This is a genomic window from Thermomonas paludicola (assembly GCF_024498955.1).
In the GTDB taxonomy this organism is placed as follows: Bacteria; Pseudomonadota; Gammaproteobacteria; order Xanthomonadales; family Xanthomonadaceae; genus Thermomonas; species Thermomonas paludicola.
Genome location: NZ_CP093311.1, coordinates 794,931 through 818,224, shown reverse-complemented (window position 1 = coordinate 818,224; position 23,294 = coordinate 794,931). Strand labels below are relative to the sequence as shown.

Annotated in this window: 22 protein-coding genes, 1 tRNA gene and 1 CRISPR repeat array; of the genes, 16 read left to right on the top strand and 7 right to left on the bottom strand. The window is 65.7% G+C overall.

Going from position 1 to position 23,294, the window contains the following annotated elements:
- Nucleotides 1-3 precede the first annotated feature (3 nt).
- Nucleotides 4-2,052, bottom strand: coding sequence for an excinuclease ABC subunit UvrB (gene uvrB, locus LIW09_RS03915; RefSeq protein WP_256646659.1), 2,049 nt, complete (start codon nt 2,050-2,052; stop codon nt 4-6).
- 172 nt (nt 2,053-2,224) lie between these two features.
- Between uvrB and LIW09_RS03910 the strand changes: the two genes are divergently transcribed.
- The 3 genes from LIW09_RS03910 (at nt 2,225) to LIW09_RS03900 (ending at nt 3,439) form a co-directional block, all read left to right on the top strand.
- Nucleotides 2,225-2,755 (top strand): GspH/FimT family pseudopilin, encoded by a 531-nt coding sequence (locus tag LIW09_RS03910; RefSeq protein ID WP_256646658.1) that lies wholly within the window; start codon nt 2,225-2,227, stop codon nt 2,753-2,755.
- A gap of 92 nt (nt 2,756-2,847) precedes the next feature.
- Nucleotides 2,848-2,924 (top strand) — tRNA-Asn (locus tag LIW09_RS03905).
- 203 nt (nt 2,925-3,127) lie between these two features.
- Complete coding sequence (locus LIW09_RS03900; protein ID WP_338064832.1) at nt 3,128-3,439, top strand: Arm DNA-binding domain-containing protein; 312 nt, start codon at nt 3,128-3,130, stop codon at nt 3,437-3,439.
- On the opposite strand, the gene csx16 is transcribed toward LIW09_RS03900, so the two are convergent.
- The 3 genes from csx16 to LIW09_RS03885 all read right to left on the bottom strand — a co-directional run bounded on the left by csx16 (nt 3,397) and on the right by LIW09_RS03885 (nt 8,769).
- Nucleotides 3,397-5,148 (bottom strand): CRISPR-associated protein Csx16, encoded by a 1,752-nt coding sequence (csx16, locus tag LIW09_RS03895; protein ID WP_256646656.1) that lies wholly within the window; start codon nt 5,146-5,148, stop codon nt 3,397-3,399. The two genes, LIW09_RS03900 and csx16, sit on opposite strands and share 43 nt — an antisense overlap.
- A 188-nt stretch (nt 5,149-5,336) precedes the next feature.
- Entirely contained in the window at nt 5,337-8,054 is a 2,718-nt protein-coding gene (locus LIW09_RS03890; RefSeq protein ID WP_256646655.1) for a S8 family serine peptidase, read from the bottom strand.
- A gap of 166 nt (nt 8,055-8,220) precedes the next feature.
- On the bottom strand, nt 8,221-8,769 hold the full coding sequence (locus LIW09_RS03885) for a hypothetical protein (protein ID WP_256646654.1): 549 nt from the start codon (nt 8,767-8,769) through the stop codon (nt 8,221-8,223).
- A 664-nt stretch (nt 8,770-9,433) separates the two neighbouring features.
- On the opposite strand from LIW09_RS03885, the gene cmr1 reads away from it, so the two are divergent.
- From cmr1 to LIW09_RS03840, 9 genes are all read left to right on the top strand, one after another.
- Nucleotides 9,434-11,020: a type III-B CRISPR module RAMP protein Cmr1 gene (cmr1, locus tag LIW09_RS03880; RefSeq protein WP_256646653.1), complete on the top strand. Its 1,587-nt coding sequence runs from the start codon at nt 9,434-9,436 to the stop codon at nt 11,018-11,020.
- Nucleotides 11,017-12,831, top strand: coding sequence for a type III-B CRISPR-associated protein Cas10/Cmr2 (gene cas10 / locus LIW09_RS03875; protein ID WP_256646652.1), 1,815 nt, complete (start codon nt 11,017-11,019; stop codon nt 12,829-12,831). The genes cmr1 and cas10 overlap by 4 nt, the downstream gene beginning before the upstream one ends.
- Nucleotides 12,828-13,997: a type III-B CRISPR module-associated protein Cmr3 gene (locus LIW09_RS03870; RefSeq protein ID WP_256646651.1), complete on the top strand. Its 1,170-nt coding sequence runs from the start codon at nt 12,828-12,830 to the stop codon at nt 13,995-13,997. Before cas10 ends, LIW09_RS03870 begins: the two co-directional genes overlap by 4 nt.
- Nucleotides 13,994-14,878 carry a type III-B CRISPR module RAMP protein Cmr4 gene (gene cmr4 / locus LIW09_RS03865; protein ID WP_256646650.1) on the top strand — a complete coding sequence of 295 codons (885 nt, stop codon included), beginning with the start codon at nt 13,994-13,996 and terminating at the stop codon, nt 14,876-14,878. The genes LIW09_RS03870 and cmr4 overlap by 4 nt, the downstream gene beginning before the upstream one ends.
- Nucleotides 14,875-15,264 (top strand): type III-B CRISPR module-associated protein Cmr5, encoded by a 390-nt coding sequence (gene cmr5 / locus LIW09_RS03860; protein WP_256646649.1) that lies wholly within the window; start codon nt 14,875-14,877, stop codon nt 15,262-15,264. The genes cmr4 and cmr5 overlap by 4 nt, the downstream gene beginning before the upstream one ends.
- Entirely contained in the window at nt 15,254-16,069 is an 816-nt protein-coding gene (cmr6, locus tag LIW09_RS03855; RefSeq protein ID WP_256646648.1) for a type III-B CRISPR module RAMP protein Cmr6, read from the top strand. Before cmr5 ends, cmr6 begins: the two co-directional genes overlap by 11 nt.
- 100 nt (nt 16,070-16,169) lie before the next feature.
- Entirely contained in the window at nt 16,170-16,403 is a 234-nt protein-coding gene (locus LIW09_RS03850; protein ID WP_256646647.1) for a hypothetical protein, read from the top strand.
- A gap of 127 nt (nt 16,404-16,530) precedes the next feature.
- Nucleotides 16,531-16,878, top strand: coding sequence for a hypothetical protein (locus tag LIW09_RS03845; protein WP_256646646.1), 348 nt, complete (start codon nt 16,531-16,533; stop codon nt 16,876-16,878).
- A gap of 229 nt (nt 16,879-17,107) precedes the next feature.
- Complete coding sequence (locus LIW09_RS03840) at nt 17,108-17,455, top strand: hypothetical protein (RefSeq protein WP_256646645.1); 348 nt, start codon at nt 17,108-17,110, stop codon at nt 17,453-17,455.
- A 153-nt stretch (nt 17,456-17,608) separates the two neighbouring features.
- Nucleotides 17,609-18,686: a CRISPR direct-repeat array (repeat unit 36 nt; unit sequence GTCTTAATCCCCGATATGCGGGGCAAGCGTTCGAAC).
- A gap of 2 nt (nt 18,687-18,688) precedes the next feature.
- Here LIW09_RS03840 and LIW09_RS03835 read toward each other — a convergent pair.
- From LIW09_RS03835 to LIW09_RS03825, 3 genes are read right to left on the bottom strand one after another with little or no spacing between them, the layout of a single operon-like run.
- Nucleotides 18,689-19,066: a hypothetical protein gene (locus tag LIW09_RS03835; protein WP_256646644.1), complete on the bottom strand. Its 378-nt coding sequence runs from the start codon at nt 19,064-19,066 to the stop codon at nt 18,689-18,691.
- Complete coding sequence (gene cas1, locus LIW09_RS03830; protein ID WP_256646643.1) at nt 19,063-20,001, bottom strand: CRISPR-associated endonuclease Cas1; 939 nt, start codon at nt 19,999-20,001, stop codon at nt 19,063-19,065. The genes LIW09_RS03835 and cas1 overlap by 4 nt, the downstream gene beginning before the upstream one ends.
- 1 nt (nt 20,002) lies before the next feature.
- Complete coding sequence (locus tag LIW09_RS03825) at nt 20,003-20,284, bottom strand: CRISPR-associated endonuclease Cas2 (RefSeq protein WP_256646642.1); 282 nt, start codon at nt 20,282-20,284, stop codon at nt 20,003-20,005.
- A gap of 179 nt (nt 20,285-20,463) precedes the next feature.
- On the opposite strand from LIW09_RS03825, the gene LIW09_RS03820 reads away from it, so the two are divergent.
- The 4 genes from LIW09_RS03820 to csm6 all read left to right on the top strand — a co-directional run bounded on the left by LIW09_RS03820 (nt 20,464) and on the right by csm6 (nt 23,292).
- A complete protein-coding gene (locus LIW09_RS03820) occupies nt 20,464-20,610 on the top strand; it encodes a hypothetical protein (protein ID WP_256646641.1) in 147 nt (48 codons plus the stop codon).
- On the top strand, nt 20,607-21,584 hold the full coding sequence (gene cas6 / locus LIW09_RS03815; protein WP_256646640.1) for a CRISPR system precrRNA processing endoribonuclease RAMP protein Cas6: 978 nt from the start codon (nt 20,607-20,609) through the stop codon (nt 21,582-21,584). Before LIW09_RS03820 ends, cas6 begins: the two co-directional genes overlap by 4 nt.
- Before the next feature lie 92 nt (nt 21,585-21,676).
- Nucleotides 21,677-22,021 (top strand): YkvA family protein, encoded by a 345-nt coding sequence (locus LIW09_RS03810; RefSeq protein WP_256646639.1) that lies wholly within the window; start codon nt 21,677-21,679, stop codon nt 22,019-22,021.
- 65 nt (nt 22,022-22,086) lie between these two features.
- Nucleotides 22,087-23,292: a CRISPR-associated ring nuclease Csm6 gene (gene csm6 / locus LIW09_RS03805; protein WP_256646638.1), complete on the top strand. Its 1,206-nt coding sequence runs from the start codon at nt 22,087-22,089 to the stop codon at nt 23,290-23,292.
- Nucleotides 23,293-23,294 lie beyond the last annotated feature (2 nt).

The window sequence follows — 23,294 nt, the reverse complement described above, 5'->3', positions numbered from 1 at the left end:
AGCTCACAACGCGGCTTCGCGAAGTTGGTGGATCTGGTCGCGAACCTGCGCGGCAGCCTCGAATTCGAGGTCGCGAGCGTGCTGGTGCATCTGCACTTCCAATGCCTTCAGCTTGGCCGCCTGCTGCGAAGGCGACAGCCGCAGGTAGTCCTGCACCGGCTCGGCCACCCGCCTCAGTTTGCCGCGCCCCTTCAGCTCGCCGGGCTCGGGCCGGGCGCCCTCCATGACGTCCATCACCGCGCGCTGCACCGACTGCGGGGTGATCCCGTGCCTGGCGTTGTATTCCACCTGCTTCTGCCGGCGGCGATCGGTTTCGTCCAGCGCCCGCTGCATCGAATTGGTCACCCGGTCGGCATACAGGATCGCCTTGCCGCGAAGGTTGCGGGCGGCGCGACCGATGGTCTGGATCAACGAGCCGGTACTGCGCAAAAAGCCTTCCTTGTCGGCATCCAGGATCGCCACCAGCGATACCTCCGGCATGTCCAGCCCTTCGCGCAGCAGATTGATGCCCACCAGCACGTCGAACAGGCCCAGACGCAGGTCACGGATGATCTCCACCCGCTCCACCGTGTCCACATCGGAGTGCAGATAGCGCACCTTCACGTCGTGCTCGGACAGGTACTCGGTGAGGTTCTCGGCCATTTTCTTGGTCAAGGTGGTCACCAGCACCCGATCTCCCCAGCCCACCCGCTCATGGATCTCGCCCAACAGGTCATCCACCTGGGTCGCCACCGGGCGGATCTCGACGGGCGGATCGATCAGGCCTGTCGGGCGCACCACCAGCTCGACGATGTCGTCGCCTGCCTCGCGCAACTCATACGGCCCCGGCGTGGCCGACACGTACACGCTGCGCGGCACCCGCGCCTCCCATTCCTCGAAGCGCAAGGGCCGGTTATCCAGCGCCGACGGCAACCGGAAGCCGAAGTTCACCAGGGTTTCCTTGCGCGAACGATCACCTTTGTACATCGCGCCAATCTGCGGAATGGTCACGTGCGATTCGTCGATCACCAGCAGCGAATCCGCGGGCAGGTAATCGAACAAGGTCGGCGGCGGCTCGCCCGGCGCGCGCCCGGTGAGATGGCGGGAATAGTTTTCGATGCCGTTGCAGAAGCCGACTTCGGCCATCATTTCCAGATCGAACTGCGTGCGCTGCTGCAGCCGCTGCGCCTCCACCAGCTTGTTCTCGGCATACAGGTAGTCCAGCCGCTCGCGCAGCTCCAGCTTGATCGTCTCCACCGCCGACAGCGTGCGCTCGCGCGGCGTCGCATAGTGCGTCTTCGGATAGATCGTGTAACGCGGCAACCGGCGCAGGACTTGCCCGGTCAGCGGGTCGAACATCGACAACTGCTCGACCTCGCCATCGAACAGTTCGATGCGCAGCGCCTCCAGGTCGGATTCCGCGGGGAACACGTCGATGGTTTCGCCACGCACGCGGAAGGTGCCGCGATCCAGCACCAGTTCGTTGCGCGAATATTGCAACGTGGTCAGGTGCCGCAGCAGCTCGCGCTGGTCGATGCGCTCGCCGCGCGACAGGATCAGCCGCATCGCCAGGTAGTCTTCCGGCGCGCCCAAGCCATAGATGGCAGACACGCTGGCCACCACGATGGTGTCGCGCCGCGACAGCAGTGCCTTGGTGGCCGCCAACCGCATCTGTTCGATGTGATCGTTGATCGCGCTGTCCTTCTCGATGAAGGTGTCGGTGGACGGCACGTAGGCTTCGGGCTGGTAGTAGTCGTAATAGCTGACGAAATACTCCACCGAATTGCGCGGGAAGAACGACCTGAACTCGCCGTACAGCTGCGCCGCCAAGGTCTTGTTCGGCGCCATCACCAGGGTGGGCTTCTGCACCGCCTGAATCATGTTGGCGATGGTGTAAGTCTTGCCCGAGCCAGTCACGCCCAGCAGCACCTGCTTGGCCACGCCGCCTTCGAAGCCAGCCACCAGTTTTTCGATGGCGTGCGGCTGGTCGCCGGCGGGCTTGTACGGCGAAATCAGCTCGAAGCGATCCGAGGCAGTGGCAAGGTCGAGATCGGAAGGAACGGACTGGCTCATCGGCGGCATTGCGGAAGACAACCGGTGAGTTTACGCCGATGCCATCAACAGGGCCGTCACGGAAAACCCCGGCCCGGCCAGCGGACTTTCCCGACCCCCGCGTCCACTGTCGGCTGATCCCGCGCCAGCGCGCACGCGCCTAGCCTGCATGCACCTCATCGGGAGCCTTGCCATGCAGCGTCGCCACGCCGGTTTCACCCTGATCGAACTGGTCATGACCACGACCATCGCCGCGATTCTTGCTGCCGTCAGCCTGCCGGCAATGGCGCAGTTCATCGAACACCAGCGCACCTCCAGCGCCATGGAGGCACTGACCGCGCACATGCAGCTGGCCCGCATGACGGCCGTCAGCCGCAACCGCCGGGCAGTGCTGTGCCCCACCCGCGACGGCAACCACTGCGATGCCGGCACCGATTGGAGCCTGGGCTGGATGCTGTTCACCGACGACGACGGCAACCACCAGCCCGATTCCGGCAATGACATCCTGCGCGCCGACGTGCAGCCGGCAAGCACCCACCTGCGCATCGCGAGCAACGCCGGCCGCCAACAGCTGCGCTACCTTCCCGACGGCACCAGCGCCGGCAGCAACCTGACGCTTTCCATCTGCAGCACCCACGGCGAACTGCTTGGCCAGGTCATCGTCAACAACGCCGGCCGACCGCGCAGCGATCGCCCGAAAGCCCCAACGCCCTGCCCGGTTTAAGGCCCCGGCCGACCCGTCAGCATCCGATTCCACCGTTTCCGCACCACAATCCCTTGCCGATGCCGGATCGCCCGACTACAATGCCGCTCCCCGCCCGAATAGCTCAGCCGGTTAGAGCACTTGACTGTTAATCAGGGGGTCGTTGGTTCGAGTCCAACTTCGGGCGCCACTCTGAGATCTCCCGTCGTCCACGGATGACCGGGAACGGATCGAAAGATCGGCAGAAACAATCAGTTACATCGTATCCGATGCCCACGAACGTTCACCGACGTCCGTGGGCATCTTCGTATGGTGTGAGTAGATTTGTGAGTAGAAATCGGCGCCCCGCCCCAGGTGGCCGAGGTCGCATCTCGACACGCGCGGCCAGCGCCCATGCCCTCCACGCCGCTTGTCCACTGTTGCCGTGCTCCACGCAGCGGTAGAAGGTCAGAGATGTCTCTCTCCGACCTCCGAATCCGGTCACTGAAGCCGCGGCCCAAGCTCTATCGGGTCGCGGATCGGGATGGCTTGGCGCTGGAAGTCTCGCCATCCGGCACCAAGCATTGGCGCTATCGCTTCAGGTGGGCGGGACGAGCCACCATGATCTCCCTCGGCCCCTACCCCGCCATCGGGCTCGCGCATGCCCTCCCATTCGAGCGCGCTCAGTGTGTGTTCCGCGCCTTCATGAAAGCGTTGGTCATTTGATCGCCGCACGCCTCAGGCCTGGCATCGCCAGACTTGCCCGAAGCCCGGGAACCAGTCGGCTTGGGAGGATCGAAGTGCGAGGGCGCAAAACCTTCCGACTCCGGCAACCTGCAGCTCTCAACCCATTTCCTGATCGCGTCGTGCACGCTCGCGGTGAACTTCGGGTCGCCCTGGCCTTCGAAAACCCGGATGCGATGGTTTTTCCTGGCGCGCTCAGCGTCCATGGAAGCGAGCCCACGCAGGGTCACCAGCCAGCGGTCGTTGAAGTAGTGCCCGAGCTTCTCGGCCAATGCGTCGAGCTTGTAGACAGCTTCAGCCGCACGAGTGTCCTGCTTGCCATCCCGGTTCAGGCCGCCGGTTTTCGCCTCGACCACCAGCAGGCGATTGCCGCAGGCGACGACCAGATCGAATTCATTCTTCACCCCGGCCCGTGAGACCTCGACGCCTTGCGCCCAGTCGTCAACCCCCGCATCGGCGAACTGTTTAGCCAGCCACACCTCCAGCCAGCCACCGGCAGCAAACGCCAGCTCATCCCGGGCAGTCAAATCGAATTTAAGTTGCAGTCTATCTCCAGTGTCGGACAACTGCACCTGAGCCACTCCGCAACGCAGCAACGCAGCGCCGAAGGAACCGCTCAGGGCTCGCCGCAAACCTGACCAATTCTGCTTACCCGCTCCCACGATGGAAATCTCGAAGCTGGGTTGCTTGCGTGAGCCCATCCATTTGATGGAGGCGAATTCGTTGCTCGCCAGGCGCTTGCCCTTTTTGTTCTTCCTTTCGTCCAGCAGCCAGCCCGCCAGATCCAACAGCGAATACCACGCCGGCAGCCAATCTATCGCGCCCCGGCTCAGCAACAGGTCGAACAGCGAGGCGCGCGGCAGCCAGTCCCCATATTTCGGCGCCGCACTTTGCGCGCTGGCGACCTTGAACCCCTGCAACGCCAGCATGTCGGCGATGTTCAGCACCCCCTGCATTGGCAACGTAGGGCGATGCGGTGACAGCAGATCCTCCAGCTGCCGGTGCTCGGTGTCGACGTAAAGCCCGTGAAGGGCACTGCCAAACGCCTCCGCGCGCTTGCCGAACGCACGTTGCAGCGCCATCGACATGGGCTTGGTACCACCGGTCAGATTGACAACCACCTGTGGACGCAGATCCATCGCCAGCTCGCCGACCAAGTCCTCGACCTGCTCCAGCAAGACGGCGTAGCTGCTGTCATCCCACTCCACGACTACGACCTTCGGTGGATTTTCCCGACTGGAAAACCATTGCTTCAGGGCGCTTGCCTGTTTTTTCATGGCCGGACTCGCCAGCAGACACACCTGGTCGGTACGCATCTGCAGCCAACCGATCGCCGCGGGGGCCAGCTGGGCGCTGACGGGGATCAGGCTGATGGACGGCTGCGGGCTGGCGGCCTTGCGCGCGCGGCCGGCCGGAACTTCCTCCGCTTCCTTCTGCCGGACCTCATAGCGGGCAAAGCGTCCGCCGTAGCGGTACACCTGCATACCTGTCAGCTCCTTGCCGCGCTGCGCTGGCGGCGTTTCGAGATCCAGCGACCAGAACTTCACGCCCATGGTCTGCAGCGTGGCGATCATGCGTATCGGCAGGGTCCCGACCACCACGTCGCCCTTTTTCAGGATTGATAGATCCAGATGATCAAGCATCCGATCGATGGCGAAAGGCAGCTGGCCGTGCTTGGCCTTGGCATCCACCCAGATACGGGTGCCCTCGTGCCGGGTGACTAGGTATGTAGTCAAAACGGTTCCCCCGCAAGCTGAATACGACTTCCGGGAATGCTAACAGTCACGCTTGCTGGTCTGCGGCCCTGCATCGGCATCCGACGTACATTGCCAATTCGTTCACCCCCTCGCCGGCGCGAACCGGCGAGGGGTGGATATGGTCAGAACCCGATCTTGACCCCTGCTGTGGCGTAGCCGTTGCTGCGCTGGCCGGTGCCGCGCTCGGTGCCTGCGGTGACGTACACGATCCAGCCCTGCGCGGTGCGGTAGAAGGCATGGCCGCCGACGCGGAAGCTGTCCTTGCCCAGCGCCTGGCCCATCACGTCGAACGCTGCATCCGGCGCGCCGGTGAACGCGGCGGTGAAGCTGGTATCCGCACCACCAAGCAGGCGGCGGGCCGACACGTCGCCGCCGATCACCCACTGGCCAATGCCGTGGTCGAAGCGCAGGCCCAGCTCCGCGAAGGTCATCGTCAAGGCATCCTTGCCCGCCAACAGCCCAAAGCCCGCGCCGCCCGCCTCAGCCATCGCGCCCTGCGTGTGCCGCAGCGCGCCTACGGCCAGGTACGGAGCCAGTCCGTTGTCCAGCGCCATGCCGGCCTCGATGCGTGCCTGCGTGGTCGTGTCAGTGTGCTTGCCAGTGACGCCCTCCAGCGTGGAACCAACCAGCACACTCCGCTGATCCTTCACCGTGGCGCTCTCGTGGCTCATGTTGCCGGCCACGTAGCCAGCCTTGCCCACATCCGCACGACCATACACGGCCACCGTGGTGCCGGTGGTATCCAGCCGCCCACCCAGGCCGTCCAACGTGGCGTGGGTGCGATCACTGCCAATCGCCGCGCCCATCGTCAGGCCATCGGTCACCGCCTTGTCCACGCCCACCATCGCGCCGTTATTGCTGTAGCGCGCCGCGTCGTAGCCAGTGCGGCGCAAACTCCCCGCGCCATCCGTGGCCTGCACCCACACGCCCGACTCCCCGAATTGCGCGAGGCTGCGGGTGCGATCCGCCAACAGCGCGCCGGCATTCAAGCCCTGCCGCACCCCGACGCTGCGCGCCGTGCCGTGGACTGCGCCGGTCAGGCTTGCCAGTGAGGCCGAGGCCGCATCCGCAGTCGGGGCCGAAGCCAACTTGCCCGCCATCGTCATCGCCTGCATCGTGGCCGTGCCGGCTTGCGCCGCCGCGTCCACGCTTGCAAGGAAGTGGTCAGCCATCACGCCGCCGTCAATCGCTGCCAGCGATGCGCCACTGGCCGAGGCTGCCGCTGCCGTGCTGGCGCGGGTCATTGCAGCGGTCACACTGGTGCTGGTGTAGCCAAGCTGCGCCGTCCAGAAGAAGCCCGACCCGTAGGTGACGTTGCCGAAGGTGCCGATGACCTTGCCCGCAGTCAGCAGGGTTTCGGTCGGCTTGACCGCATAGCCTGCGTTCTCCGGCAGAAGCTGGAGCGTGCCGGCCAATCCGGCAGTGCCAGCGATGGACAGGCCGGTGCCGACCTGGATCGCGGTGGTGCCGCCCGCCTGCACGGTGTAGTCGCCGTGGATCGTGCCACCCTTCGACCCGAAGGTCGCGCCGCTGGATACACCCACCGAGGAGCCAAGCGCCCCCGTCAGCACCAGCGTGCCCGCTTGGACGCTGGAACCGCCGCTGTAGGTGTTCTGGCCGGTCAAAGTCAGCGTGCCGCCGCCGCGCTTGACCAGGTTGCCGGTGCCGGTGATGGTGTTGGAGAAGGTGCTGTTGCCGGCGACATTGGCATCGAAGACGCCCACGAACTGACCGGGGCCATGCACGGCCTTGGCGGCGTTCACCACTCCCCAGCCATAGACCGAATCCACGCCCGCATCGCCCAAATCGGTGGCCGTGGTCAGCAGCGTGGCGACGACGTTGCTCGCGCTCATCCAGGGGAATGCCTGCCAGACCAGCGCCGCCGAGCCGGTGACGTTGGGCGCCGCAAAAGATGTGCCCTGCCCGCCGCCCGCAGAGAATGCGGAATTGGGGACGCCGGGGAAGTACACCAGCCCCGGCGCAGCCAAGCACCATTGCGCCGCGCTGCCGCAGGCGTTGGCGTAGTCGGCCTTGCCGGTCACCTGGCCCTTGCTGTCCAGCGCAACGGCAGTTACCGCCAGCCAATGGCCGAGGTAGCGGGAATCGACCAGCGGGACAATCGCGGTACTGCCCGCGTCACTGGCACTGTCATTGCCGGTCACCGTCACCAGCAGGCCATCGGCCGCCAGTACGCCAGTGCTGGCCGAGGCCCAAGCGTGCGCACCGGCTTGATTGCCCGTCGCGGAGTAGCTACCAATGGAGGCATTCCACAAGCGCACGCCCTGCGCGGACGTGGCGCTCAACGCCTGCGCCCAGCCAGTCGATCCACACCAATCGTTCCAGCAGATATTGGCCCAATACAGGCTCGCACCCGGCGCGACGCCACCCTTGAAGCTGCCCGCTGCCGTGCCAACCAGCACATCGCCCACCACGGTTCCGTGGCCCCGCTTTGCGCTTGGATCGGTTTCGCCGGCATGGCCGACAAAGCTCTGATACCACGCCACCTTGCCGACCAGCGGCGCATAGCTGCTGTCGATCTGGCCATCATCCATCATGCCGATTTTCACGCCCTGCCCGGTATAGCCCTCGCTGTGCGCGATGTCGGCATTCGTCGGCACCAGGATGTTGTCAGCCGTGCCGTTGTAGCGGTACAGGCAGGGCAGCGCGCCACCGTAGTTGCTGGCCGTCTGATCCTCGCACTTGGGCGCGGGCGGCGGTGGCGTGACGGGCGGCGGGTTGGAGGGGCGGACATTGCCGCCGCCACCGCCGCCGCAGGCGGTCAGACCGATGGCAGCAGCGACAGCAACGGACAGCGGGGAAAGGGAGGAATGCTTGAACATGACGAATCGTCCTTGATATGAGAGAAAATTGTAATCGGGAAATCGGGCACGCACCCGTCCAACCGACGCTGCGCTGAGGAACTTCATGCTGGCACGGGTTTCCGATGTTCCAGCGGATGCAAGTTTGCAAACCGGAAACATCGGGCACTGCCTCTGCCCGCGACCTTCATTTTCCGATGAGCAGTTCAATGCCCCACGCGACGTAGAACACTGGCATCAGGGCGATCTGCAGGGCGCTCGTCACCACGAAGAACTTCCCCAACAATCCGGTTCCACGCCAATCGCTTGAGGAGTACATGCTGGCGCCCAGCAGGCAGCAAAGGATGGCGCCCAGCCAACCCAGTCCCTCCAGCACCGGCTGCGGCTGTCCCAGCTTCAGGTGAGCAATGGCCGCGGCTGCGACAAACAGCAGTAGCGGAGCAATGCTGACCAGCGTCTTGCCGACCTGCCCCAGCCCAACGCCCTCGTAGTGCACGCTGCCGTACGTCAGGCTGCCATGCGAGTCCTGGCCCAAGCCCAACTGCATCCGCGCGCTGCCACCGAGCAACACTACCGCGATGAAGTGGCAGGTTTCATGCAGAAGCAGAGCCGGAAAGTGCAGCCACCATCGCACGCGCAGCGACACCCGCGGCAGCAGGACAAACAGCCAGACGGCCACGGTGGTGAGAGACACAATCAGGTAAACCGGGGAGTACGGGGCAAGGATGATGTTCATGTGGCCAGTATCCGGCCGCGTCGGCGGCTGGCGCCTTTTGCAAGTTTGCAACCCGTGGATGACGTCTGCGCCTGGGTAGCCTTTGACTCCACCGCAACGTCATGCACGCGCAGCACGACTCAAACCACAGGAATCTATATGTCCAACCCAGCTGACCCGTTCTTCACCCGCCAATGGCACAAGCCATACATCAAGTTCCTCCTTCTGAGCGGCGCACTGTTGACCCTGCTGGTGCCGCCAGCGCACAGGCTGACCACCAAAGGGGTATCAACCGCTGCCAGCGCGCGGTCGACGAACTGATCGCGACTACCCGTTCGCCCCTGCCACAACCCAGAAAAGAGATGCCATGTCCGAGCTGCAGCGCGCCATCACCGCCGACGCCCCCCTGATTTGAGTAGCACGGCGATTCTGAATTTGCGCAGTCCATCAACAATTGTCCTGGGTCAAGACAAATTCACTGGAAGTTCATTTAGGATCGGGCAGGGGACCGGCGTAAGTCCGGCCATGGAGATGTCAGGTTGAAGGATCACACCCGTTTGCAGCATTGCTTTTCCTTTTCATCCCCCAACACATCCCCCGCTTCGCATGCCACCGCGGATGCGGGCGAGATTTTGCCTGCATCAATGCCTCCCAACCCTGCCAACGATCATGGAGACGTCTAGTCATGAGCATCCGCAAGACCCGGCCGGCGCCGGATTTCAACGGCATCGGGGAGGCCGCCGCCGCGATCACACACCGCGAAGGCGACACACTGACCTATGACTGCACCCTCGTGACACCGATGTATGGCGGGGGTGTGAAAGCGGGCGAAGTGGATACCCTCATGCCGATCCGCGCTACCGCCATCCGCGGCCAGCTGCGCTTCTGGTGGCGGTTGCTCAATCGCAAGCGGTTTGCGAACAGCCATGGCCTGTTCGAGGCCGAACGGGCGATCTGGGGTGGGCTCGGCGATGAGACGTCGCTCGCCAAGAGCAAGGTCCGTGTCAGCGCCGCCGTCAATCCAGGCCAGCAACGAAATCTGCAACCCGCCGCCACCTACACCCAGCGCGACGGGAAGGTGCGTGGACCAGACTTTGGAAGCTACCCCGGATATGCGCTGTTCCCCGCGCAGGGCAAGAGTGAGCGAGGCCAGATAACCGAAGACCCAAAGCTCCTGCTGAAAGAAGGCGTGACCTTCAGCCTGAAGCTCCATCTGGATCCGGGACTGGATCCCGACCAGCACGCACAAGTCCTGACCGCTCTGCGATGGTGGGCAAGCTTTGGCGGCGTGGGCGCACGCACGCGGCGCGGCTGCGGCGCGGTGCAGGTCCTGGATGCAAAGAAACAATTCATCGGGGTCGGCGAACAGGATGTCGCAGCGCAAGGCTGGCGCCTAGTGCTTTCCGGATCAAACGTCAGTGCAACTGAAGCTTGGGGAAACGCCATCGGGCACTTGCGGGATTTCCGCCAAAAACCCGGCATCGCCCGGAACCACGGACAAGGACCGCGCCCCGGCCGCAGTCGCTGGCCGGAGCCGGATGCCATTCGCAGGATCACCGGCGACGCCGCGGAAAACCATCCGCCCGCGCATCCTGCCGGCAACGTGTTTCCTCGTGCTGCGTTCGGCTTGCCGATCATTACCCACTTCAAACAGGAAAAAGAGTGGCGCCAGAAAGACCCGCAGGACACAACGCTTAAGCCCATCGCAAAGGGCAGCGACAAGCCGTCGGAGCGCATGGCATCGCCGCTGATCCTGCGCCCTTACTTCGACGGCAAGACTTGGCGCCCGGCCGTCCTGTGTCTGGACCTGGATCACATCAGGGACATGGGCCTGTCGCTGGAAGGCAAGTTCCGCCGCGCACCGCACATGATCAACGCTGGCCAATGGCAAGTCGGACCAAAGGCGGACCAGGTCGAGCCGATGCAGGGACGTGGCGAGGATGCCATCGAGGCCTTTCTTTCCTATTTCTCCGACCAAAAAAAATCAGCCGGTGCCGCCGCCAGCAACCCCGCGAAACATCAGGCGCAAACGCGACCCACGGGGGCAACTGGGGTAGCCAACGTGAAACTTCAACTCAATCTCAAAAACGGCTCGCTGGAAGCCAAGCACATCAAATCCAACAAGTCCTATTACGCGAGAGGCGCTGATGTGGAGCCTTTGATTTCCAGCCTTCCTGGCGCAATGCAGAAGGAGTTGCGCGATGGCCGATACGTCTTTTGCGATATCGAAGTCGCCGGCTACGACCTCATTGCAGTGAGGGAAAAAGCATGACCACCCATCTCATCGAACTGTCCCTCGGGCCGGTGCAGGGCTTCATTGCCGCTGCCCGCCGCAGCCGCGACCTGTGGGCCGGCAGCCACCTGCTGTCAGAGTGTGCCCGCGCTGCCGGCAAGGCATTGAAGGACGGGGGCGCTGCCTTGATCTACCCGGTCGAAGACCGCGTTCTCAACGTGAACGACGACGAGAACAGCAACCTGTCCAACGTGCTGCTGGCCCGTCTGGAGAGCGATGCCACTGCCGCGCAGGCATTGGCAGCACACGCCATTGCCGCAGCGCGCACCTATCTTCGCCAGGCTGCCAAGGACGCGCTACGCGACTGGCAGCAGGCGGGCGTCCAGCTGCGCGACGACCTTTGGGCGCGTCAAGTGGACGATGCGCTCGAGGCCTTCGCCGCATGGTGCGTGGTGCAAGACGACTACCGTCGCGCCTACGACAACACCAAGGCCGCGCTGGGCGCACGCAAGAACACCCGCAACTTTGCGCCGATGTTCGAACCCGGCCACGATCTGGGCTTCGGCGTCCCCAAGTCCTCGTTGGACGGCGTGCGCGAATCCGTACTGCCGAAGAACCGCAAGCGCTTTCCGCCCAAGTTCGGAGTTGCATCGGGCGAACAGCTCGATGCATTGGGCTGCATCAAGCGGGTGGTGGGCCGGGGCGAACGTTTCACCGCGCTGACCCGGCTGGCGGCCGATGGCTGGTTGCAGAACCTGTCTAAGGACGATCCGCAAGCACTTGCCAGCCTGCGAGACGCCTATGCACCGCTGGTGGGCGAAGGCCATGCCACCCGCAGCGAGGGCAACGCTGGCTGCTACGGGGATTTTCCATTCGATGCAGGCATGCTCTATCCCGAGCGCCTGGAAGCGGCGATCAGCGAAGCCCGGGAAGAAGGTGCCCCAGAGGCCTTGCAGGCGCTGGATGCGCTGCGGGTGACGTTGCGTCCGCTGTGGAAACAACACGGGGAACCCTGCCCCTACGCGGCCATCGTGGTGGCCGATGGCGACCGGATGGGCCGCTTCATCGACAAGGCAAGTACCGCCGAACAGCATTCCGCCGTCTCCCGCGCTATCGCTGCATTCGCCGACAAGGTGCCTGCCATCGCCCGAGAACACCGCGGCCACTGTGTCTTCAATGGGGGCGAGGATTTGCTGGTGCTGTTCCCGCTGGCTGGCGTGGTTGCCGGTGGCCGCGCCTTGGCAGCAGCCTTCGACGCGGCCATGGCGGATGTCGTACGCACTCTTCTCGGCGACAACCCCCACCCCGACGACCTGCCCAGCCTGCGGGTGGGCGCGGCCATCTGCCATGTACAGGAACCACTGGGGCTGATCCGCCAGTACGGCGATGCGGCGGAAAAATTCGCCAAGGGGCAGGCTGGAAGCAACGGCCAGGGCAATGCGCTGGGCATCCAGCTGTACGTGCGCGCCGGCCACGTGGTGCCGTGGCGTGCCCGCTTCGACGCCCCCGAGGACTTCACCCGCCTGCAGGCATGGTGCAGCCGCTACGCCGACGGATCACTGCCCGGCAAGCTGGCGTACGCCATCCGTCAGGCGTGGCTGACAGGTCTGGCGCAGGGCCTCGATGCCGAGATCGTTTCCTTGGAAGTCAAGCGTGCGATCGAACACGCCAGTCAGCGCGGGGGCGCAGACGGCATCGATGCGTCGGTGGTGGCGCAACTGCTGGAACGCGGCAAGCGTTGGCAAACCGAATCCGATCCCACGGGATATGGCGCACTGGTGGACGAACTGGTGCTGGCCCGCTGGCTGTCGGCACGCAGCAGCAAGGATCTGGGCCGCGAGGACGCATGACCATGAATCAAACCTGGTATCTGATCGAACCGCAGGCACCGCTAGTGTTCCGCTCCGGCAAGCCGTTTGGTGCGGGCAGCCGCGACGGCGCGAACTTCCCCTGGCCGTCCGCCCTCGCGGGCCTGCTGCGCACCCAGATCATGGACTCACGCGGTCTGCAGCCGTGGAGCAACACCGCACACCGCGAGGAACTGCAGGCGCTGTCCGCCGCAGGCCCTTTCCCGGTCGAATGCGAACGCGGGCAGCCCGTCGAGGTCTGGCTGCCCAAGCCCGCCGATGCCGTGTTACTGCATGACGAAGTCACCGGCACCACGTCCTATGTGCGGCTTTCGCCCGGCCGGTTTGCCGACGGTGCAGGCAGTGACTTGCCTGCGGGTCTTGCACCGGTGGTGTTCGAAAACAAGTCCAAAGGCAAACCACAGCCCGGCCCTGCCTGGTGGCCAACGTCCGCACTGCTGGACTGGGCGCAAGGCAAGCCGGTGGATGTGGAAGCCATCGCGCAGCGCTGCTCCGCCCAGCCGTGGCAGGTGGAGCGCCGCACCCACGTCGGCATCGACCGCACCACGTTCGCCAGCGAGACCGGGCGCCTGTTCCAGACCGAAGGGCTGGATTTCAGCCCGGCACGACAAGAGGAAGGTGGCTGGCAAGCCCGCCATTTCGCCCTGATGGGCCGCGGTCCGGCCGGCATTGCGGCGGGCAGCGTCACCTTCGGCGGCGAGCGCCGGATGTCATGGCTGTCTCCCCATGGCGGCGAGGGTCTGATGCCACCAGCCGGCTGGGCTGATCGCCTGGCAGGCGGGTTCGCCATCACCTTGGCCACACCGGCGCTGTTCGCCGACGGCTGGAAACCCGGCTGGCTGGATGCCGATCTGTGCGGTGAGGTGCCCGGCATCCCCGGCCTGCGGGTGAAGCTGCGCGCCGCCGCACTGGAGCGCTGGCAAGGCATATCCGGCTGGGATCTGGCCGCGCAGAAACCCCGCGCCACCCGCAAGGCGGTCGCCGCCGGCGCCACCTACTGGTTCGACGTGCTGGCGGGCACGCCTGACCAACTGGAACAACTGTGGCTTGCCAGCCTTAGCGACAACGCACAGGACCGCCGCGACGGGTTCGGCATCGCGCTGACCCGTCCGTGGCAATCGACCCTTTCTGGAGACCAGATCCCGTGAAAACCGAACTCTTCCATCTGCATGCCCTGTCCGCCCTGCACGTGGGTACCGGCCAGGCCGTCGGCACCGTGGATCTGCCGATTGCGCGCGCGAAGGCCACCAACCTGCCGCTGGTGCCGGGTTCGGCGCTGAAGGGCGTGCTACGCGACGAATTCGCTGGCAATGCCGACCAGGCCCTGCTGTTCGGCCCCGAGCGCATCAACGATGCCGACAGCGCGCACGCAGGCGCGGTCGCTTTCGGCGACGCCCACCTGCTGCTGCTGCCGGTGCGTTCGCTGGCCGGGGTGATGGCCTGGGCCACCTGCCCGTTCGTGCTCGGTCGCTACGCCGCCGATGCGCGCCGCGCGGGCAAGGCCGGCTTGCCGCCCGTTCCTCCCACCGTCAGGCCCGGTACGGTGGCGGTGGCGACCAGCAGTGAGCTCATCCTGCACAGCGGCAAGGTGGTATTTGACGATCTTGACCTCGATGCCGACACCGGCGCCGCGGATGCCTGGGCGCAGCACTTCGCAACGGCGCTGTTCGCGGACGACGCGGATTCCGCCAACCAGTTCCCGGCCCACTTCGCCTTGCTTTCCGACGCTGACTTCGGCTTCCTGACCGATACTGGCACCGAGATCCGCGCCCGCATCCGCATCAACGACGAGACAGGTACGGTGGCGAAGGGCGCGCTGTGGTGGGAAGAGAACCTGCCGGCCGAAAGCGTGCTGTGGGGCGTGCTGGGCATCGGCCCCGGCCGCGTGCGCAATGCGCCCTGCAGCGAAGCGCAGACCGCCGACAAGCTGCGCGCCGGGGTGGGCCACGGCAAGCTGCTGCAGATCGGCGGCAAGGCCACCGTGGGTCGCGGGCTGGTGCGCTTCCTGACCGCAGGGGGTGCCCGATGAGCGACCGCCAATCCCGTGCCCAGCGGATGGCGAAGCCGGCGCTGGCCTGCGTGAAGTCCGCCGCCGCGAGCAATCTGGCGAAGGACTACAAGCCGCGCGCCATGGCCTTTCCCACCATGGTGCTGCAGTCCGGACTTGCCCAAGCCGTGGGCTTCCTCGCCGCCAAAAGCGGCAAGGACGGTAAGGGCAAGGCCTATCAGCAGTACTTCGATGACCTGGCCAAGGTGACCGGTCTTCCGAACAGCGAAGCGCTGCTGCAGGAGGCATTGAGAGCCGACCTCCCCCGCTACCGCCTGCTGACGCGGGACGTGCTGGATGCCGCCTCCTGGCTCAAACGCTTCTGCCAGAGCCTGGTCAACGACGAGGGCAGCAGAAATGGCGATTGAACTCTATCGGCACGCGCTCAAGCGGGCACAGGGCATTGCAGACGCCACCAAGTTCATCAAACAACCCACCGCCAACGCAGGACTGCTGCTGCGTCGTGGACTGACGGTGTACGAGACGGGCAAGACAGAGGGTGACGCCGGCAAAGGAGGCGGCCCCAAGCAACAGCTGATTCAGGAAATCGCCAAGACCACGCCATCGGGGATCTACAAGGCTGCCTTCCAGCGCTGGAAGACCGCCACCGCCGGCAATAGCGCGCGCTTCATCCAGTTCCAGGCGCCGCTGATCGGCCGCCTGTACATCGGCCTGAGCCGGGAGACGGCGCTGGAAACCGGCATCACCGTGCAGCACGCCTACGGCATGCCCATGATCCCCGGTTCCGCGCTGAAGGGCCTGGCGCGCAGCGTGGCCCGCAACCGGCTTGCCCAACGCCGCGATGCCCTCACCTGGATGTTCGGCAACGAGCACGACGTGGAGACGCCCGATGCGCAGGAAACCGGCGCGGTGATCTTCCACGACGCCTGGTGGGTGCCCGAAGGCGATGCCAAGCCGTTCGTCGAGGAGATCGTCACCCCGCACCATGGCGACTACTACGGCAGCGAAGGCAAGCAGGACGCCACCGACTTCGACAGCCCCATCCCGGCCCCGCAGATCGCCGCGCAAGGCAGCTTCCTGTTCGTGCTGGAAGGCGACCCCGCCTGGTGCGAAATCGCCCGCACCCTCCTGATGCATGGCCTTTCCGAACGCGGCATCGGCGGGAAAACCACCTCGGGTTACGGATTGTTCAAGGCCGCCGGCAACAGCTAGCCGGCAATGGGCGCCGGACGGGCCGCGGTGGCCAGATCGCTGCGCCCGCCCTGCGGTTTGCCGCCCAAGGCAACCGTTCGGCCCTCCATCGTGGAATCCCATGCGCCTGTTGCTCTTCCTCATCCAGCTATCCGTCTTCGTCCCCATGCTGCTGGGCATCGACAGCCTGTTCCATTGGCTGCTGGGGCCCACCCGCTGGGGCGGCATGCCGATGGCATGGGTGCTGGTCATCGGCGGTGCAATGGCGCTGCTGGTCAGCCTGCTGACCGAACTGGACCTGCGCAAGCAGGCCAGGCGCGACGCCCTGCGCGCGGGCAGCCTGCTTCGCATGTAAGCCCGCGCCCTGCTGCCTTCGGCCGGCCGCGGCCGCTGCAAACTTGCACGGCAGGTCATGCGCAGGCTGTTGCGGACAATGTCGACGATCCCACCCCTCGCCTGCCATTCCGCACCCGGAAACCCGCATGAAAACACTGGCCGATCTTCCATTCACGCCGGAACAACTGGCGCGCCTGCGCGAACACGCCGGCACTGCGTTGCCGCTGGCCTACGGTTCCCTGCTGCAAGCCTTTGTCCATGCCTGCACCAGCCTGAGCCCGCATGCCGCGGCGCTGGCGCAGGCCTGCAGCGAGCAGGCCGCCCTGCTGCCGGACATCCTAGCCGCCGGCCTGATCCCGGACCAGGGCGACGAGCAGGCGGCGCGGGCGTATCTGGACGCGCACATCGAGCGGATGCCGGTCTCGCATCCGCTGCTTGCCCGCTACGCGGCGCTGCACGCCATGCGCCTGCAGTTCCTGCCCGCGCGCCATTGAGCGCCCGGCCAACCCGGCCAGCGCCCCAACGCCGTCACCCTCCGCTGCGCCCGCACCTGCGCGCAGAGCCACCGCCTGCCGGATGGCGATTGGCCCCGGTTGCGGGGCCATGCAACCGTGCCGGACGCCCCCGTCGCCTCGCTTCCGCCGCGCCTGTCCGGCTGCATTCCGGTTTTGTTCCGTGCGGCTGCCCGGCTAACGTGGTTCCAGGACAGACAAGAGGTGGCACATGGGCAAGGTGATCTATCTGCACGGCGCGGACCGCCGCTGCGCGGACTGCGGCAGCACCAAGGCCGTGTGCGGCGTCGTCGCCCGCACGATCGTGGCGTCGATCTTCATCCCCACGGCCACCTGCGGGCACTGTGGTGACGAAGTGGAAACCGCCATCGAGGGGGACGCGACAAATATTCAAGACGCCTGCGACGACTGTGGCCAGCCCGATGAAGACGGGCTGGTCTCCGGCACGGTGCACCTGCCGTACGGGCTGGGCCGCTGCCAGGTCTCGCTGTGCGGGCCCTGCCTGGAGCGCCGCGACAGCATTGCGCTGGGGTTGTCCCCAACGGAGCTGGACGCCTAAATACCGCCGAATCACTGCGGCTGCGGCAAGCATCAGGCACGCGTTCGAACCGGCCGGACGCGGAGGTGGCGCTGCCCGAATCTGTCTTACCCCCAATATGCAGGGCAAGAATTCGAACACCCAAAGCTAGCTCGGCTGGTACGGAGGGTTAGGGTCTTAATCCCCGATATGCGGGGCAAGCGTTCGAACCCCGCAGGGGTACGACTGGCTCAGGCTTGAGGCGTCTTAATCCCCGATATGCGGGGCAAGCGTTCGAACCAGCGGCGACAACTACAAGGGCACGCGGGACGTGTCTTAATCCCCGATATGCGGGGCAAGCGTTCGAACCGCCATGCCTTCCGACATGGAGGGCATTGAGAAGTCTTAATCCCCGATATGCGGGGCAAGCGTTCGAACACATGGAAGGCATCGAGTCAGTGCTGACCGTCGCTGTCTTAATCCCCGATATGCGGGGCAAGCGTTCGAACTGCTGATTGACGCAAAAAACGTCAAAGACAACGGTCTTAATCCCCGATATGCGGGGCAAGCGTTCGAACGCGCATTTCAAGCGCCACCCCGTCAGGGCCCTCGGGTCTTAATCCCCGATATGCGGGGCAAGCGTTCGAACACGATGAAGATCGTAAACATCACGCAGCACGCAGGTCTTAATCCCCGATATGCGGGGCAAGCGTTCGAACGAAGGCTCGGGCGAGCCCGGGTTGCATCCAGCGGTCTTAATCCCCGATATGCGGGGCAAGCGTTCGAACCTGAGAGTGGGGAGCCTGCGCCGAATGTGAGGGGTCTTAATCCCCGATATGCGGGGCAAGCGTTCGAACTTGGGCTATCCGACGAGGAGGGGACCGAGCTGTGTCTTAATCCCCGATATGCGGGGCAAGCGTTCGAACCCCCAAGAGCACGATGCCGGTCACGCACGACACGTCTTAATCCCCGATATGCGGGGCAAGCGTTCGAACTTGCCGGCTTCCTCGCACTGCTCGCGCAGGCAAATGTCTTAATCCCCGATATGCGGGGCAAGCGTTCGAACGCGGCCACCAGTCGGGTCGCGCAGGTATTCGTGGTCTTAATCCCCGATATGCGGGGCAAGCGTTCGAACGCCCAGCACGCACCCCTGGCACTGCGCTGCCATGTCTTAATCCCCGATATGCGGGGCAAGCGTTCGAACCCCGCGCTTGCGCGAAAGTGGCGCCCCATATTGGTCTTAATCCCCGATATGCGGGGCAAGCGTTCGAACCGCTAGGGGTTGGATTCTAGCGGGGAATCAAGCAGTTGCAAGGTCCCTTGCGGGGAATCCGGGACGCCGTAGGTGCCATCGGGCTGCGGCTGCAGCAGTGCGGTCCAGCCGGCCCAGGTTTCCGGGCAGCGCGGCTTGCCCAGCGCCACCACGCTGCCGGTTTCGCCAATGGGATAAGCGCGCAGGTCGTCCACCGGCGCAATCCAGCCGCGGTCCAGCTCGTCCATCAGGTGGGTCATCTCGTCGGTGGTGGCATGCAACAGGAACAGCGAGTATTGCACCGGCGCGGCAATCCGCAGCAGACGCCGATGCAGGCGGGCCAACCGGCGCGGGCAACGCACGTCGTAGGCCAGCAGCCAGGGCAGCCGTCGCTGGCTCATGCCGGCAATGCCGGCAGTTGCGCCAGCAACCGGGCGATGCGCCGGGCCATGCGGCCGTCGGCGCGGCGCAAGACCGGCTCCAGCTGGCCGAAGAACGGGCCGCGTCCCTCCTTCCCCAGCAGGCAGGCCTGCCCGCTGCGGCCGAAATGGTGCGCCTCCAGCGCGCGACTGCGAAACAGCTGCACCACCAGCCGCTCCACTGCCGCGCGTTCTGCCTCCATCAGGTCGCAGGCCAAGCTGGCACGGCCGTGGGCGGGCTCGTGCAGGGCGCCGATGCAGGCATCCAGCCCGGCGCGGTGGGCGGCCTCCAGTGCGCGCCCGTGCAGCATCGTGAAGCCCAGCGACAGCGCGGCGTTGACCGGGTCGGTGGGCGGCCGCCGGCGGCGGCCGTCAAAGCCCAGTGCGGGTGCCAGCAGCAGGCGCATGGCGGAGAAATACACGCGCCCGGCCACGCCTTCCAGGCCACGCAGCGAGGGCAGTGCTGGCGCGTCCTGGATGCGCGAGTGCAGGCGGCGCAGCGCACGCGCGGCGCGCAACAGCGGGTAGCGGAGCGCGGGCGCTTCGCCGGCCCAGCCACGCAGGTTGCGGATCTGCGACCGCAGGCGCAGCCGCACCACGTGCCGGGCGAGTTCCAGCCGCAGGCCTGCATCCAGCCAGGCGCGGGTTTGGCGCAGGCGGCGACGCGCATCGCCGGCCACCGGCGCCAGCAGCGCGGCGCTGGCCCGGCTGCGGCCCCGCGCGATTACCAGCGGAATGCCGGCTGCAGCCAGCTGTCGCACCAGCTGGACCGACAGCAGCGCGTCGTTTTCCACGATGACGCGGGCCACCTGCGTCAGTGGAACACGCTGCAGTACGCCGCCGCCATCGCGCACGCACAAGGCGCCGGCCTCATGGGCCAGGGTGGCGCCCTGATGGTCGACCAGCAGGGTGTGCATGTCAGCGCACCTGCAGCAGGCCGCCGGCAGCCGGGGCGCGGCCCATGCCGCGGAACATCGGCGGGCGTTGCGGGTCCATCCGCGCCAGCAGCACGCGGTCGCAGCGCGTATCCACCAGCTGGTCGTAGGTGGCCAGCAGCTGGCCGCGTTCGGACTCGCTCATCCAGCATTCGTGCACGGACTTCTGCCCGCCGGTGGCATGCCGCCGCGCCAGCCACAGCGCGGCGCGCAGGCGCCTGTGATCGGCGATGTCATAGCTGGCAACACTCAGGATGCGTTGCATGGGCACGGCTCCCGCGGCAGTGGGTCCGCCATCCGTGGCGGGGGTTGCAGTCCATGCGGGACGCAGCTTGCCTGCGCATTCGCCCGCCCGCCGATCCGCAAGTTTGCAAGCGTTTCTTTGCTTGCCGACCTTCAACCCATCGCTTAAAACAGGGCATACCCATCCGGCTTGGACTTGTCTTGCACACGCTCATCAGTTTCCTGGGAAGTTCGCGCTTCGACCCCGCCACCGGCTACCGCAAGGCGCGCTACCGCTTTCCCGACGGCCACGTGGCCGAAACCCCGTTCATCAGCCTGGCGCTTGCCCGCCGCTTGAATTCACCTTGAACCGGTCCGGGCCAGCACCGGCCTTGCCGCGCGCAGCAACACACGCCGGCAGTGGCCTGCAATTGCATCGCTATCGGCTGCGCTTCGAGGCCACATCGCCTGCGCAGGCGCCGCTGCCACTGGCGGTGGTGCGCGGCAGCTGGGGCGCCGCGCTGCGGCGGATGGCCTGCAGTACGCAGGCACCGGACTGCAAGGGCTGCGCGCTGGCCCAGCACTGCGGCTATCGCGCGGTGTTCGACCCGCTTCCGCCTGCCGGGCACGCGCTGGGCACGCTGTCCTCGGTGCCACCGCCGTATGTGCTGTCGGAACTCGTGCCGGAAGGACGCGGCGGCTGGCTGCATCTGGTCCTGCTGGGCCCGGCACAGGAGCGTCTGGGCTTGGCGCTGCTGGCCATGGAGCAGGCCTGCAAGCAGGGACTGGGACGCGAGCGCACGCCGTACCGGGTGGAGGTGGCCCAGCACTGGACGTGCTCCGGTTGGCAGCCGCTGCGCAACGATCGCCCGCCACCGCCCGGCCTGCAGCTGCTGCCCCGCCCTGCAGACGAAACACAGGCCGCGCCTGCCATGCAGGCCTTGCACATTGCACTGCACAGCCCGGTTCGGCTGCAGGACCAGGGCCGGATCATCCGCCCGGAGGATTTCACTCCGCGCCGCTGGTTGATGGCGCTGGTGCGGCGCATCGGCCTGCTCGCCGATCTCTACGGGGAGCCACTGGAGCTGGACTACCTCGGATTGGCTGAGATGGCCGCGCAGGTGCAAATGTCAAAAGCCAGCCTGGCCTGGGAAGACGATGCCCGTTGGTCCGGCCGGCAGCAGAAAACCCATCCGATGGGTGGCGTCATCGGCAGCTTCCGCATGGAAGGACCACTGGCCGCGTTCCAACCCTTGCTGGACGCTGGCCAGTGGCTGCACGTGGGCAAGCACGCCGCCTTCGGGCAGGGCCGCTACCGGATCCTGGAATCGACCGCGCAGTGAGGTGTGGCGGCTGCAAACTTGCACGTGCGGCGTTCCTGCAAGAGCCGTCCAGACTGTCGCCATCCCATCGTTCGCGACCGAAGGAACCCGACATGACCATGCACGCCATCCGCTTCAGCAACGCGTACTCCGACAACGGCTTCTGGAAGAAGGCCGGGCGCTTCGCCGGCAGCGCCGGCAAGAAGGTGATGGAGACGGCATTGAAGCTGTACTACGCCGCGCAGGATGCCGACACCCCCGCCTGGGCCAAGGCCACCATCTTCGCCGCGCTGGGCTACTTCATCTCGCCGGTCGATGCGATCCCGGACATCGTGCCTGCGGCCGGCTTCAGCGACGACCTGTCCGTGCTGGCCGCGGCGTTGGCCGCCACTGCGATGCACATCAAGGACGCCCACGTCGCCAAGGCCAAACAGACGCTGGCACGGTGGTTTGGTTGAGGCCATCGCCCGCCCACCACCACGCGCCCAACGCATACCGCGATCTTTTCAGGAGACACCCAGACATGCAGCCCCACGAGTATTCCCGCCGCATTCTGCTCTGCGTCAGCGGCAACAGCCCGCAGATCATCACCGAGACGCTGTACGCGCTGGCGGTGGAACCGGGTGACCGTCCGCCCTTCGTGCCGACGGAAATCCGCGTACTGACCACGTCGCGCGGCGCCGAGCAGACCCGCCTGTCGCTGCTGGCGGCGGATCGCGCCAAGCTGCGCGAGCTTTGCCAGGACTACGGCCTGACCGGCATCCATTTCGACGAACAGTGCATCGAGGTGTTCAAGCGCACCGACGGCAGCCCGCTGGAGGACATCATCACGCCCGACGACAACCGCGACGCCGCCGACCACATCACCCGCCTGGTGGCCGAACTGACCAGTGACGCGCAGACCGCGATCCACGCCTCGATCGCTGGAGGCCGCAAGACCATGGGCTTCTATCTCGGTTACGCGATGAGCCTGTTCGGTCGAGAGCAGGACCGGGTCTCGCACGTGCTGGTGTCCGAAGGCTTCACCGATCACCGCGATTTCTTCTTCAAGCCGAAGAAGCCGGTCACTTTGCGCAATGCCCATGGCTGGGAAATGAGCACCGCCGACGCCCGCATCCACCTGGCCGAAATCCCGATCGTGCGCCTGGGAAGCACGGAATTCGGCGTGGTCAGCGACCGCAAGATGGGGTTTGCCGATGCGGTGGCACGGGCCAATCTGCTGGCGGCAGGCACTGAGTTCCTGGTGAAGGTGGATCGTTCTCTCGGCCGGAACGCCGGGCGCGGTGTCGCCAGCGTGAACGGACAACCCCTCAGGCTGCAGCCGAGCCAGGTGGCGTTCGTGCATTGGCTTGCACAGCGCAGGCTGGCCGATGCGAACAACGGCGGCGATGGCTGCGTCAGCCGCAATGCGTTTGGTTACGAGCGCAAGAATCCGAGGAGCCTCGGCTATCTCAACGAAATCCTGGACCTGGTCCGCGAGCAGTACGGCGAGATGTCGGACGTTACTGCAAAGGTGAGGCAAAGCATCATCGGCGAAGACGGCGGTGGCGGCACCTGTGCGGACCCGACCCAATGGCTGGACGATGTCATCGGCGGCATCAACCGTCGCATCAAGTCTGCTTTTGGCACGGAAGGTATCAAGCGCTACGGCATCGTCAGCGTTGGCAAGCGCGGCGACCTCAGATATCGCCTCGCCATCGCCCCCGAACACATCCATCTGGAGGAATGAAC

Bases quoted from the DNA above. Each gene is read 5' to 3' on its own strand.
- LIW09_RS03890 (WP_256646655.1), bottom strand. From the start codon at position 8,054: ATGTTCAAGCATTCCTCCCTTTCCCCGCTGTCCGTTGCTGTCGCTGCT.
- LIW09_RS03840 (WP_256646645.1), top strand. From the start codon at position 17,108: ATGGGCAAGGTGATCTATCTGCACGGCGCGGACCGCCGCTGCGCGGAC.
- cmr1 (WP_256646653.1), top strand. From the start codon at position 9,434: ATGAGCATCCGCAAGACCCGGCCGGCGCCGGATTTCAACGGCATCGGG.
- LIW09_RS03845 (WP_256646646.1), top strand. From the start codon at position 16,531: ATGAAAACACTGGCCGATCTTCCATTCACGCCGGAACAACTGGCGCGC.
- LIW09_RS03870 (WP_256646651.1), top strand. From the start codon at position 12,828: ATGACCATGAATCAAACCTGGTATCTGATCGAACCGCAGGCACCGCTA.
- uvrB (WP_256646659.1), bottom strand. From the start codon at position 2,052: ATGAGCCAGTCCGTTCCTTCCGATCTCGACCTTGCCACTGCCTCGGAT.
- LIW09_RS03885 (WP_256646654.1), bottom strand. From the start codon at position 8,769: ATGAACATCATCCTTGCCCCGTACTCCCCGGTTTACCTGATTGTGTCT.
- LIW09_RS03835 (WP_256646644.1), bottom strand. From the start codon at position 19,066: ATGAGCCAGCGACGGCTGCCCTGGCTGCTGGCCTACGACGTGCGTTGC.
- LIW09_RS03850 (WP_256646647.1), top strand. From the start codon at position 16,170: ATGCGCCTGTTGCTCTTCCTCATCCAGCTATCCGTCTTCGTCCCCATG.
- cmr5 (WP_256646649.1), top strand. From the start codon at position 14,875: ATGAGCGACCGCCAATCCCGTGCCCAGCGGATGGCGAAGCCGGCGCTG.
- csm6 (WP_256646638.1), top strand. From the start codon at position 22,087: ATGCAGCCCCACGAGTATTCCCGCCGCATTCTGCTCTGCGTCAGCGGC.
- LIW09_RS03900 (WP_338064832.1), top strand. From the start codon at position 3,128: ATGCCCTCCACGCCGCTTGTCCACTGTTGCCGTGCTCCACGCAGCGGT.
- LIW09_RS03810 (WP_256646639.1), top strand. From the start codon at position 21,677: ATGACCATGCACGCCATCCGCTTCAGCAACGCGTACTCCGACAACGGC.
- LIW09_RS03910 (WP_256646658.1), top strand. From the start codon at position 2,225: ATGCAGCGTCGCCACGCCGGTTTCACCCTGATCGAACTGGTCATGACC.
- cas10 (WP_256646652.1), top strand. From the start codon at position 11,017: ATGACCACCCATCTCATCGAACTGTCCCTCGGGCCGGTGCAGGGCTTC.
- cmr6 (WP_256646648.1), top strand. From the start codon at position 15,254: ATGGCGATTGAACTCTATCGGCACGCGCTCAAGCGGGCACAGGGCATT.
- cas1 (WP_256646643.1), bottom strand. From the start codon at position 20,001: ATGCACACCCTGCTGGTCGACCATCAGGGCGCCACCCTGGCCCATGAG.
- LIW09_RS03825 (WP_256646642.1), bottom strand. From the start codon at position 20,284: ATGCAACGCATCCTGAGTGTTGCCAGCTATGACATCGCCGATCACAGG.